Genomic DNA, 12,414 nt, shown 5'->3' with positions numbered 1-12,414 from the left:
GCATCGTCAGGCGGCGAGGAGGCCGCGGGCGGCAAGGTTACGCATCAGCGCACTGACACCAAACTGCCACGGGGGTGCGTCGCGTGAGGTGGTGACGGTGTTGACCAGCCGGCCGAGGCCGGGACATGCGATCGTCACCTGGTCGCCGACCTTGTGCGTGAAGCCGCTACCATGCGTGTCGCGGTCCTTGGTGGGCGCGAACAACGTGCCGAGGAACAGCGCGAACCCGTCAGGGAAATGGTGCTCGCTCATCGCCTGGCGCACCAGTTCCTGCGGATCGCGGCTGATTTCGCGCATGTTGCTTGCGCCTTCGAGCAGGTATCCGTCGGGTCCGTCGATGCGCAGCGTGACCTGCGCCTCGCGGACGTGATCCATTGTGAACCTGTCGTCGAACAGACGCATCAGCGGACCGATCGCGCACGAGGCATTATTGTCTTTCGCCTTGCTCAGCAGCAACGCTGACCGGCCCTCGAAATCGCGCAGGTTAACGTCGTTGCCGAGCGTCGCACCGACCACCTTGCCCGACGGCCCGACGAGCAGCACCACTTCGGGTTCGGGATTGTTCCAGGTTGAATCCGAGCGAATGCCGACCGGTGCGCCCCAGCCGACCGCGGACAGCAGCGGCGCCTTGGTGAAGATCTCGGCGTCCGGCCCGATCGCGACCTCCAAGTATTGTGACCAGAGACCTTCGCCGATCAATGCCGCTTTGAGCGCTGCCGCTTCGGCCGTTCCCGGGACTACCGCCGCTAGTCCGCCACCGATCCGCTCTTCCAGCCGCTGCCGCACTGCCGCCGCGCCGCCTGCATCGCCGCGCGCGCGCTCCTCGATGACTCGCTCCAGCGCGGACACGGCAAAGGTGACGCCGGCCGCCTTGATGCACTGCAAATCGACCGGGGCGAGCAGGCGAGGGTGCTCATCCGGGCTGAGACCGAGTTCCGCAAAGTCGCCGATTGCCCGACCAAGCGCGGCGCTCAGCTTATCTTCGGCGATCAGGTCAGCGGTGGTCGGCGCGACCTTGCTCATATCGTAAGTGATGCCGTCAACGACTAGGATCGGCGTCGGCCCATCGCCGAGGTCAACGCGGCCCAGCCATCGTCCCGCGCGCCAGCCTTCGCCAAGTTCAAGATCGGGGTCGAAGCGGATCATCGACAGGCTCCATGGGTTAAGGGGCGAGGCAGGCGCGTCGTCATTGGCGACCTGCCGAAGGCGTAAAGGTGTACGGGCCGATCACGGTGCCGACGAAGCCGCCCGCGCGAGCGGTGGTCAGCAGGGTCCCGTCGACCTCCTGCTTGAGCGTCCTGTTCGGCCCCACGCCGGTGCGATAGGAGAAGCGGAGCGTTCCGCTCGCGAACTCCACCGTAAGCGTCACTGCGCCGTCATCCTCCACCGGTGCCCGCGCGACCAGCGTTTCGGTTTCGGCGCGATCACGCGTGTACAGGGCGACGGCCCGCGCGCCGCCCCGACTGATGATGCCGAAGAACAGGTTGGAGGTGTCGCTCTGTACCGCTGCCAGCCCAGCGCGCGCCCCATCCCGCGTCGGCTGAAAGGTGAGGGTGGTCGCAATCGTCGCACGCTGGTGCTGCAGGCGCCGCGCAAGAAATGCTGGCGTACCGCCACGATCGCCGAGCCGGGCCCCCGAGCGCAGCTCGAGGGCGCCGCCGGTCAGGCGGTGGAATGGCATGGGCGGGATCCGCACACCGATCCACGCGGAGTCCAGCTGTTCGCCACCGAACTCGTCGACATAGGAGAGATCACCCGCAGGCTGGGCGGTCGCATCGCTCGCCATAGGTAGCGCTGGCCGCGGCAGCACGAGCGGAATTGGCGTCCCGTGCGGCAGGATGGTGGGCCAGCCATCCTTCCAGGTGACCGGCAGCAGAAACGTCTCCCGGCCCGTCGCGTAACGGTCGCCCGCATAGGGACGGGTGGCGAGAAAGGTCGCCCACCAGTCGCCGGCCGGCGTCTGCACGAACTTGGCGTGGCCCGCGGACGTGACGGGATTGGTGCGATCGCTTGCCAGGTCCCGCTGCGTGAGGATCGGATTGCCCGCGAACGGTTCATACGGCCCGCGCAGGGTCCTCGACCGGAATACCACCTGTGAGTGGTTGTCACTTGTGCCGCCTTCGGCCGCGATCAGATAGTACCAGCCATCGCGGCGGAGCAGGTGCGGTCCTTCGATCCATACCGGACGCTTCGCTAGGTCGACGCCGCCGTTGACGATCTGTGTCGCCGGTCCGACCATCTTTCCCGAGCGCCAGTCCAACTCCTGCAACCAGATCGCCCGGTGCCCGTCGTAGCGCGGTGGCTCATCGGGAGCGCGGTTGTTGACGATATAGGCTCGGTCGCCTTCCCAATAGATCGACGGATCGATGCCCTCGAAGGGCAACCAGATAGGATCCGACCAGGGGCCTGCGGGATCTCGCGCCGTCATGACGAAGTTGCCCCCGCATTCGACACAGGTGTTGGCGATGAAGAAGGTGCCCGCGTGATAGGAAATATCGGGCGCAAACAGGCCCTCGGATACCGCCCGACCGGCGAGATCGACTTGGCCGGGGCGATCGATCGCATTGCCGATCTGCGTCCAGTGGACCAGGTCCGACGAGGTGAACACTGGAAGACCTGGATAGTGCGCGAAGCTCGAGTTGACGAGGTAGTAGCGCGTGGCGACGCGCAGGACTGAGGGATCGGGATAATAACCAGCCAGGATCGGGTTGCGGTACGCCTTCGGACCAACCCTCACCGGCTCGCGCGCCCAGCCGCGATAGCTGAAGCGCTCGAACCGTGCGACCTGACCGATCGCCTCACCTGCAAGTGGGAGCGATAACATAGTAGCAGCAAAGGCGAGCATCCGGCCCAAGCATCTCTCCCCTTTCGTCGCCAGCCTTGGGCTCGGCGGTACACCTGCGTCAATGGTTGTCGCGTGGAATGCCGGCGGTCTGCGCGAGCCGCTGGTAGCGCTCTGCACCCTCAAGGATTGCGCCGCTGCTGAGCTGGCCGACGACCGCTCGCTGCATTTCCTGCCATGGCGTTTGCGAAGCCGGATAAGCGTAGCCGCCAGCTTCCTCTAGCTGCCGGCGGCGCTCGGCGAGTTCGGCGTCGTCGACCAGCACGTTGACCTCGCCCCGTGCCAAGTCAACGCGAACGCGGTCGCCCGTCCGGAGCAGCGCCAGTGCGCCGCCGGCCGCAGCCTCCGGACTGGCGTTCAGGATCGAGGGGGAGGCGGACGTTCCCGACTGCCGCCCATCGCCGATGCACGGCAGCGCGTGGACGCCTTCGCGGATCAGATAGGCGGGCGGCCGCATGTTCACGACCTCGGCCGCGCCAGGATAACCGACCGGTCCCGCCCCCCGCATGAACATGAGCGTTTCTGGCGTGATATCGAGCAACGGGTCGTCGATCCGGCGGTGGTAGTCTTCCGGACCGTCGAACACGATTGCAGGCCCCTCGAACGCATCCGGGTCGTTGGGATCCGACAGATACCGCTCTCGGAACTCGGGGCCGATCACGCTGGTCTTCATCACCGCTGCGTCAAACAGATTACCCTTCAGCACGAGGAAGCCGGCGTCCTCCACCAGCGGTTGTTCGAACGGACGGATCACCGATTCGTCCTCAATCGCCGTGTCGCGGCAATTGTCGCCGATCGTGCGCCCGTTTACGGTGAGCGCCTCCTCGCGGATCAACCCTTGTCGCATCAGCTGCGCGACGACCGCCGGAACCCCGCCGGCGCGGTAGTAATCCTCGCCCAGATACTCGCCGGCCGGCTGCAGGTTGACCAGCAACGGCACCTTGTGCCCGAAGGTTTGCCAGTCAGTAATATCTAGCTCTGCACCGACATGGCGGGCGAGCGCGGCGAGGTGGATCGGCGCGTTGGTGGAGCCGCCGATTGCCGAGTTGACGACGATCGCGTTCAGAAACGCATCGCGCGTCAGGATGTCGGTCGGCTTCAGGTCCTCGGCCACCATCGCCACGATCCGCTTGCCTGTCTCATACGCCACCTCCTGTCGGTCCCGGTATGGCGCCGGGATGGCGGCAGAGCCGGGCAGCATCATGCCCAGCGCTTCGGCAAGGCTGTTCATCGTCGTTGCCGTGCCCATCGTGTTGCAATAGCCCGTCGACGGTGCTGAGGAGGCGACAAGCTTGATGAAGCCTGCGTCGTCGATCTCGCCAGCCGCCAGCATCTCGCGCGCCTTCCACACGATGGTGCCCGATCCGGTGCGCTCGCCCTTGAACCAGCCGTTGAGCATTGGCCCCACCGAGAGCGCAATCGCCGGGATGTTCACCGTGGCCGCCGCCATCAGGCACGCCGGCGTTGTCTTGTCGCAGCCAGTCGTCAACACGACGCCGTCGAGCGGATAGCCGTACAGCAGCTCAACCAGCGCGAGATAGGCAAGGTTGCGATCAAGCCCGGCGGTCGGTCGCTTGCCCGTCTCCTGGATGGGGTGGACCGGGAACTCGAGCGCGATCCCGCCCGCTTCGCGTATCCCCTCTCTAACGCGCTCGGCGAGCACGAGATGGTGGCGGTTGCACGGCGATAAGTCGCTGCCGGTCTGTGCGATGCCGATGATCGGCTTGCCGGAACGCAGCTCCGCCAGGCTCAGCCCGAAGTTCAGGTAGCGCTCGAGATACAGCGCGGTCATGTCGATGTTTTCGGGATTGTCGAACCAGGCGCGGCTGCGCAGCTTTGGGGCACACGTGTCGGTCATACGGGTTCCTCGTCTCAGCGCGCGACTGACACGCGATAGATCATGCGGTGGCGGTAAGGTTTGCCCGGGGCGATGCGGGCCGAGCCGAATGACGGCTGGTTGGGCGTATCCGGAAAGAGCTGCGGCTCCAGCGCGATACCATCACCCATACGGTAGACATGCCCGCGCTTCCCGATAAGCGCCCCCACCAGGAAGTTTCCGGTGTAAACCTGCACGCCGGGTTGATCGGTCAGCACCTCGAGCACCCGGCCCGATGCGGGGTCCTCAAGCCGTGCGGCGAGCTTGGGCTCGCGCGTGGCGCCGGCGTCCAGCACGAAATTGTGGTCGATCCCGCGGCCTATCACGACCTGCGCGTCCGTGCCGTCGCGCACCACCTCATCAACCAAGCGAGGGGAGGTGAAGTCGAACGGCGTGCCAGCGACTGGCTTCAACTCGCCCGTGGGGATCAGGCTTGCGTCGACGGGGGTGAAGCGGCGTGCCGGGATGGTAAGCCGATGCGTCATCGCGCCGCCCGGCGCGCCTTCTCCCGCCATGTTGAACATCGCATGGTTGGTAAGGTTGACGATGGTTGGTGCGTCGGTTGAGGCCGCGAAGTCGATCGTCAGGGCGCCCTTGTCGTCCAGTGAATAGGTCACGTCCGTGGTGAGTGCGCCGGGATACCCCTGATCGCCCGCGGGGCTGACGAGGCGCATAGTGACGCTCGCCACGCCGCCCTTCTCGCCGACGCGCGTGATCGTCCAAAGGCGCTTGTCGAAGCCGTCCGCGCCGCCGTGGAGGGAGTTCGTGTGATCATTCTGCGACAGCTGATAGGTCTTGCCGTCGAGCGTGAAGCGGCCACCGGCGATCCGATTGGCATAGCGACCGATCGTCTGGCCCCAGAAGTTCGGCCTCTCCACATAGCTGCGGGCGTCATCATGGCCGAGCGTCACGTCCGCCAGCCGCCCCGCGCGATCGGGCGCGACGAGCGCCTGCAGGGTCGCGCCGAGCGTGATGATCCGGGCGCTGACGCCGTTCGCACCCGCCAGTTCCACCGCTTCCACGGCGGTGCCGTCCGGCAATGTGCTGAACACTCCGCGCTTCGCGGAGGCGCCGAGGGCGCTTGCGCTGGTCAGAAGCATGGCGGCGGCCAGCGAAAACCGGGACAGCACGGACGTGGTATGCATTCGCTTCTCCCGGCAACATTGCATGCCGCTTCTTTCGGCTTATAGTCAGACAAAACGCGGCACGACAAGCGCTGCTGCGGCGCGGGGAGAGGTTCATGGCGATTTCCCAGATGACGACGCCGATCGACACGGATCCATCGTCGGTGCTGCCGGGCAGCTATCGTCCGGCGCTGACGCTGCTCGCCAGCCTGTTCTTCATGTGGGGCTTCATTAGCGTCATCAACGGCACGCTACTTCCCCACCTGCGAAGCGTGTTCGATCTCAGCTACTTTCAGACGGGGTTGATCGAATCCGTATGGTTCATCGGCTATTTGCTTGCCTCGATCCCGGCGGCGAAGCTGATCGAGCGCATCGGTTACCAGCGCGCCCTCACCACCGGCCTTGCGGTAATGGTGCTCGGCTCGCTGGGCATGATCCTGGCGGCGACCCTCGTCTCCTACTGGGTTACGATCGGGTCGCTGTTCACCGTCTCGTGCGGCATCGCGCTGCTGCAAGTCGCGGCGAACCCCTATGTGGCGGTAATCGGTTCGCCCGAAAGCGCGGAATCGCGGCTCACGCTGGTGCAAGCCTTCAACACGACCGGCGACGTTTTGGCGATCCTTTTCGGCAAGTACCTTATCCTGGCGCGCACCACGGCGGGAACCACGGCGCACGGCACGCTCCTCACGCCCGAGCAGCGGATGGCCGACGCGCGGGCAACCGAGCTGCCGTACCTGATCGTCGCGCTGGTGCTGGCGGTGCTGGCAATCCTGATCGCGCGGGCCAAACTGCCGGCGCTTGGCTCAGCCACCGCCCGCGTCTCGGCCGACGAACGCAGCGGTCTGTCCCTGCTGAACCACCGAAACCTTGTTCTGGGCTGTATCGGAATTGCGCTGTGCGTTCTCGCCGAGATCGGGGTCGGCAGCTACTTCATCAACTTCGTTTCCCAGCCGAGCGTCGCTGACCTGACGCAGGAACATGCCGCGACCTATCTCACCTTCTTCTGGGGCGGGATGATGGTGGGCCGCTTCGCCGGAGCTGCGCTGATGCGAATGATCCCGGCAGAGCGGGTTCTGGCGCTGTTCGCGCTCATCGCCACCGCGGGTTCGCTGGTGGCCGTGTTCGCGTCCGGGCCGGCGGCGATGTACGGCCTGATCACCGTGGGCCTCGGCATCTCGATCATGTTCCCCGCGATCTTCGCGCTCGCCATCCGCGGCCTGGGCCCGTTGACAGAGGAGGGATCGGGTCTGCTCGTCATGTCCATCGCTGGCGGCGCGCTCGCTTCGATCCAAGGCAAGCTGGCGGATCTCTACGGGCTGCATTGGGGGTTTATCGTGACCGCGCTGTGCAGCCTGTATGTCCTATTCTACGCGCTTTGGGGTGCGAAGCCCGGGGTTCCGCTTCTCGCTGCGAGACATGAGGCGGGCCACTAACCTGCCAGTTTCCGCACCCGCTTGACCGTGCGGCCGCAACTGCATACCGCCTTATTCTTTGTCCGACAAAAGGTGCGGCATGGACGTTTCCGGAGCAATCCTAGTCGGCGCGGAAGAGCGCATTGGCAGCACGACCTTCCAGGCGATCGATCCCGCGACAGGAACAGCACTTGGCCCGGACTTCGCCGAGGCCGGCACGGACGATGTTGCTGTCGCCTGTGCCCTCGCTGCCGACGCTTTCCCCGCGCTGCGTGATCTGACGCCTGACGCACGCGCCGCCTTTCTGGAAAGTGCCGCGGAGGAAATCGTGGCGCTCGGCGACGCGTTGATCGTCCGCGCAATGGCGGAGAGCGGGCTGCCGCGCGCGCGGCTCGAGGGGGAGCGCGGGCGCACCGTGGGTCAACTGCGGCTGTTCGCTGCGGTGCTGCGCGAGGGCAGCTGGCTCGATGTGACGATCGATCCCGCGTTGCCCGGTCGGCAGCCGCTGCCGCGATCCGACCTGCGCCGCGTAAACATGCCGCTCGGCCCGGTCGCCGTGTTCGGCGCATCGAACTTCCCGCTCGCCTTCTCCGTCGCCGGTGGCGACACCGCTTCGGCCTTGGCGGCGGGATGCCCGGTCGTGGTGAAGGGCCATCCTGCCCACCCTGGCACCGGCGAACTGGTGGCGCGCGCCGTGCGCGCCGCCGTGGCGAAAGCGGGACTGCCAGCGGGCGTGTTCTCTTACCTGCCCGGCACCACCAAGGCGCTCGGCGGCGCTCTCGTCGCGGATCCGCGGATCAAGGCGGTCGGTTTCACCGGATCGCGCGCAGGCGGTCTCGCGCTGGTGCGTATCGCCAGTGAGCGCGCGGAGCCGATCCCGGTTTATGCCGAGATGTCTAGCATCAACCCGGTGCTACTCTTCCCGGCCGCAGCAAGGTCGCGTGGTGCCGCCTTGGGCGCCGCTTATGTCGCCTCGCTGACGCAGGGGGCGGGACAGTTCTGCACCAATCCCGGCCTTGTCGTGGCGCTCGCCGGAAGCGAGCTCGACGCCTTCGAACAGGCGGCGGTCGAGGCGCTCGGCCGCACGCCTGCGGGTCAGATGCTGACCCCCGCCATCCACGGCGCCTTCGAACAAGGCGTAGCGTCGCTTGAGGCTCACGCGGCCGTGTCCGTAATCGCGCGCGGGCCAGTTGGCGAAGGCATAAATCAGGCGCGTGGCGCGTTGTTCGCAACCGATGGTGACGCTTTCATGAGCGACGCGACGCTGAGCCATGAGGTGTTCGGGTCCTCCTCGATCATCGTGCGCGCCTCCGACCTCGACGAGATAGCGCGCATCGTTCGCCGGCTGGAAGGCCAACTCACTGCGACCTTGCTGTTCGACCCGGAAGACGAGCCGCTCGTTGCGCCGCTCGTCCCCCTACTCGCGGAGAAGGCGGGGAGGGTGCTCGCTAACGGCTGGCCCACAGGCGTCGAGGTAAGCCATGCCATGGTCCACGGCGGCCCTTATCCCGCGACGAGCGACAGTCGCACAACCTCGGTCGGCGCGCTGGCAATCGCGCGCTTCCTGCGGCCGGTATGCTTTCAGGATATGCCGGATTCGCTGCTCCCCGCCGCATTGCGCGAAGATAACCCGTGCGGCGTAGTGCGCCGCATTGACGGGGTCCGCACCCCCGCCTGACGATCCTCGCGCCGAAAGGGCCGTTATGTCGCAATCACTCGTTCAGTTCTGTGCCGCGGATCGAACACGCGGGGTCGCGCTGCTCGAAGGCGGCACCGCCCAGGTGCTTCGGGATACGCCCAGCGTCATTGCGCTGGCGAAGCGGGCGCTTGCGGAGGGGACGACGCTGTCGACGCTTGCGAGCGAGCTGGCGGCGGGGACGCTCGACCTTGCCGAGGTCACGCTGCTCGCGCCCGTCGACCATGAAGATCCAGCTCACCTGCTGCTCACTGGCACAGGGCTGACGCATCTCGGCTCTGCGGAGGGGCGCGACAAGATGCACCGCGCGATGGTGGACGCTGCGCAGCAGACCGATTCGATGCGTATGTTCCTGATGGGGGTGGAAGGCGGCAAGCCCGCGTGCGGCGAGATCGGAGCGCAGCCCGAATGGTTCTACAAGGGGGACGGCTCATCCCTCATCGCGCCGGGCGCGCCGCTGCCATCGCCCAGCTTCGCGCTTGACGCCGGCGAGGAACCGGAAATCGCCGGCATCTTTCTGATCGCGAACGACGGGACTCCCGTTCGCCTCGGCTACGCGCTTGGCAACGAGTTTTCGGACCACGTCACTGAGCGCGGCAATTACCTCTGGCTTGCCCACTCGAAGCTGCGCCCGGCGGCGCTCGGCCCGGAGCTGCTGCTCGGCGCGCTGCCCCGGCACATCGAGGGGACGAGCCGGATCATCCGCGCGGGCGAGACGATCTGGGAAAAGCCATTCATCTCGGGCGAGGCGAACATGTCGCACAGTCTCTCCAATCTTGAGCATCACCATTTCAAGTACGCCCTGTTCCGCCGCCCGGGTGACCTCCATGTCCACTTCTTCGGCACTGCCACGCTGTCATTCAGCGATGGCGTGCGGACGCAAGAAGGTGACATCTTCGAGATCGTGGCGCCGCCGTTCACGTTGCCGGCCCGCAATCCCGTTGGGCGCGCGTCACCCGAGAATACACAGGTGCGCGCGATCTGATGGCGGCGATCCGCATCGCTATCGTCGGGCTCGGCAAGATCGCGCACGACCAGCACATCCCCGCGATCCGCGCCTCGGCTGCGTTCGAGTTGGTGGCTGGCGTCGATCCCGTTGCACGCCACCCTGATCTGCCGGTATTTGCCTCGCTAGACGCGCTTCTCGCATCCGACGTCCCGGTGGATGCACTGGCGATGTGCCAGCCGCCCCAGGCGCGCTTCGACGCCGCAGTCATGGCAACCGGCGCCGGCAAGCACGTGCTGCTCGAAAAGCCGCCGGGGGCGACGCTATCGGAGATCGAAACGCTCGCCGCGCTTGCCGCAGCGGCTGGCACCACCATTTTTGCGGCGTGGCACTCGCGCTACGCCCCGGCGGTCCCGGCCGCGCGTAACTGGCTGAGAGAGCGGCGGATCGAGCGGGTCGAAATCGTCTGGAAAGAGGATGTCCGACGGTGGCATCCCGGCCAGCAATGGATTTGGGAGCCCGGCGGGCTTGGCGTGTTCGATCCCGGCATCAACGCGCTGTCGATCGCCACCGCGATCCTTCCGCGTCCTTTCCACCTACGGGGCGGCACGCTGGAGCGCCCGGTCAATCGCGCGGCGCCAATCGCCGCTGATCTCCATATGGAGGAGGCGGGTGGCGCACCGATCCGCGCGGCATTCGACTGGCGGCAGCAGGGCTCCCAGACATGGGATATTGTCGTCAGCACCGGCGGAGGGGTGCTGCATCTTAGCGAGGGTGGTGCCCGCATGGCGATCGACGGTGTTGATCGCCCAGTCGGCACCGAGCAGGAGTATCCGCAGCTCTACGCGCACTTTGCCCGGCTGATCGGCGACGCGCGCAGCGACGTCGATCGCTCGCCGTTCCAGCTCGTCGCCGACGCCTTTCTTCGGTGCCGCTCGACCATCGTTGAGCCGTTTGAGGACTGAGCGCCCGCTCAGTCCTCAGTCATGTTCTTCGTGTCGTCGAGTGCCAGCTCGATCAGCAGCCGCATTGCCTCGGTCGCGCCGGCCGCATCCTCGCGCGCAATCGCTTCGTACACCTTCACATGGTCAGGGATCGGGTTGCGGGGCAGGGCACGGGCCCGCTGCTTGAACTGCGTCGTCAGGTTGACGGCCGCGCCGATGCTGGCGCTGAGCACGATCAACGCATCGTTGTGCGTTGCATGCAGGATGGCGCGATGGAAGTCGCGATCGGCCGCTCGGCCCTCATCGGTCGCCAGCGTGTGGCGGCGCATCGCCGAGAGTGCATCCTTGATCTGCTTCAGCTCCATGCGGTCGCGCCGCTGCGCTGCCAGTCCGGCGGCGGCGGGTTCGACGATCGCACGCAACTCGAATAGCGACCGCACGAACTGCAGATCGGGCCCGCTGGCAAATGCCCAGCCAAGCACATCCGGATCGAGGAGGTTCCAGCGCTCGCGCGGCAGCACGCGCGTCCCGGCCTTTGGCCGGCTTTCGACCAGTCCCTTCGCCGCCAGCGCCTGAATCGCCTCACGATACGCACTGCGCGACACATCGAGCTGTTCGGAAAAGGCAACTTCGCCGGATAACGTATCGCCCGGGCTGTATTCGCCGGTCAGGATTGCGGTCCCAATCTTGTGCGCGATGGCGCCGTGCAACCGTCGCCCGGTGCCGCGCGTCTGGCGGGTAACCTTGCCGTTATTCTGCTCGAGGGTCCCGGCGATCTTCTGATCCTTCATGACTGCTCCTGATGAGGCGCCGACCGCCCCGGGCCGCGCAAGTTCAGAACGCAGACTGCCCACGGTTCGATCAGCCCTACGCGCGTGCGATGGTTGATTGCGTGCCGCAGGTCAACGAGCTGACCATCGTAACCGTGGCGTTTGACCTCAAGGATCGGCTAGCGACGACCGTCCTTGCAGGGAATCTGCATATCCGGAACGTCAGCAAAGGCGTTTGCTATTAAGTTGGAATCGATGGCCGGATCCACGTCGCGAACGTCGATCAACATCAATGGCGGATGTCTGAAGGCCCAGGCCGACACCGGGCCGAACAGCCTGTCGGTCGGCCCACTCAACATCACGAGCAGCCAAACCCTCTGTTGACGCGCTCAAGCGCATCTCGATTGAATGCTTGGGCCGGACGAGCGGCGTCGACACCGCGATCGCTACCATCAGGTTCGAATTAGCCCTATGTAGCTCCAGCTGAGATCATCACTTCGCCTGGATAAGCCTGGATGAGACGCCTCGAGCGTGGGGCGCGCCGGAGGCGAGTGGCCGGAGCAACCTCACGGATAGCGAGGTGGTGCCTGAGCGCAAACTCGACGGGCGGCACAAAGATGCCTCTGCGGGGCGTGAGCGGCACACGCCGCCTCGACCAGGGCTCCGATTCGTATTTTTCGGGCGGGGGACAAAGCCGGTTGGCCCTACTGCGGATCCCAAAACCGGCGGGAAAGCGTTGGTTTTGGGGGTGTGTGTAAGAAAGTTGCAAAAAGGGTTTGACGGGTTGGGGTGGTTTACCTAGAT

Annotated in this window: 9 protein-coding genes; 4 read left to right on the top strand and 5 right to left on the bottom strand. The window is 66.0% G+C overall.

Annotation, left to right across the window (positions count from 1 at the left end; genetic code table 11):
* Nucleotides 1-6: 6 nt before the first annotated feature.
* The 4 genes from ACH0CP_RS16400 to ACH0CP_RS16385 all read right to left on the bottom strand — a co-directional run bounded on the left by ACH0CP_RS16400 (nt 7) and on the right by ACH0CP_RS16385 (nt 5,863).
* Nucleotides 7-1,146: a fumarylacetoacetate hydrolase family protein gene (locus ACH0CP_RS16400; RefSeq protein ID WP_406889801.1), complete on the bottom strand. Its 1,140-nt coding sequence runs from the start codon at nt 1,144-1,146 to the stop codon at nt 7-9.
* A 40-nt stretch (nt 1,147-1,186) separates the two neighbouring features.
* Nucleotides 1,187-2,824 (bottom strand): glycoside hydrolase family 43 protein, encoded by a 1,638-nt coding sequence (locus tag ACH0CP_RS16395; RefSeq protein WP_406889803.1) that lies wholly within the window; start codon nt 2,822-2,824, stop codon nt 1,187-1,189.
* 79 nt (nt 2,825-2,903) lie between these two features.
* Nucleotides 2,904-4,700 (bottom strand): IlvD/Edd family dehydratase, encoded by a 1,797-nt coding sequence (locus ACH0CP_RS16390; RefSeq protein ID WP_406889805.1) that lies wholly within the window; start codon nt 4,698-4,700, stop codon nt 2,904-2,906.
* Between the two features lie 14 nt (nt 4,701-4,714).
* Nucleotides 4,715-5,863 (bottom strand): aldose epimerase family protein, encoded by a 1,149-nt coding sequence (locus ACH0CP_RS16385; RefSeq protein ID WP_406889807.1) that lies wholly within the window; start codon nt 5,861-5,863, stop codon nt 4,715-4,717.
* Between the two features lie 95 nt (nt 5,864-5,958).
* On the opposite strand from ACH0CP_RS16385, the gene ACH0CP_RS16380 reads away from it, so the two are divergent.
* From ACH0CP_RS16380 to ACH0CP_RS16365, 4 genes are all read left to right on the top strand, one after another.
* Nucleotides 5,959-7,275, top strand: a complete 1,317-nt coding sequence (locus ACH0CP_RS16380) for a sugar MFS transporter (RefSeq protein ID WP_406889808.1) — start codon at nt 5,959-5,961, stop codon at nt 7,273-7,275.
* A 79-nt stretch (nt 7,276-7,354) separates the two neighbouring features.
* Nucleotides 7,355-8,932 carry an aldehyde dehydrogenase (NADP(+)) gene (locus ACH0CP_RS16375; protein ID WP_406889810.1) on the top strand — a complete coding sequence of 526 codons (1,578 nt, stop codon included), beginning with the start codon at nt 7,355-7,357 and terminating at the stop codon, nt 8,930-8,932.
* Between the two features lie 25 nt (nt 8,933-8,957).
* Nucleotides 8,958-9,935, top strand: coding sequence for an AraD1 family protein (gene araD1 / locus ACH0CP_RS16370; protein ID WP_406889812.1), 978 nt, complete (start codon nt 8,958-8,960; stop codon nt 9,933-9,935).
* Nucleotides 9,935-10,861 (top strand): Gfo/Idh/MocA family protein, encoded by a 927-nt coding sequence (locus ACH0CP_RS16365; protein WP_406889814.1) that lies wholly within the window; start codon nt 9,935-9,937, stop codon nt 10,859-10,861. The genes araD1 and ACH0CP_RS16365 overlap by 1 nt, the downstream gene beginning before the upstream one ends.
* 8 nt (nt 10,862-10,869) lie before the next feature.
* On the opposite strand, the gene ACH0CP_RS16360 is transcribed toward ACH0CP_RS16365, so the two are convergent.
* Nucleotides 10,870-11,631: a FadR/GntR family transcriptional regulator gene (locus tag ACH0CP_RS16360; protein ID WP_294444273.1), complete on the bottom strand. Its 762-nt coding sequence runs from the start codon at nt 11,629-11,631 to the stop codon at nt 10,870-10,872.
* Nucleotides 11,632-12,414: the final 783 nt, after the last annotated feature.

Source organism: Sphingomonas sp. 179-I 2A4 NHS, from assembly GCF_045369135.1.
Taxonomy (GTDB): Bacteria; Pseudomonadota; Alphaproteobacteria; order Sphingomonadales; family Sphingomonadaceae; genus Sphingomonas.
The sequence above is the reverse complement of the archived record's forward strand: the minus strand, read 5'-3'. Positions and strand labels throughout refer to the sequence as shown.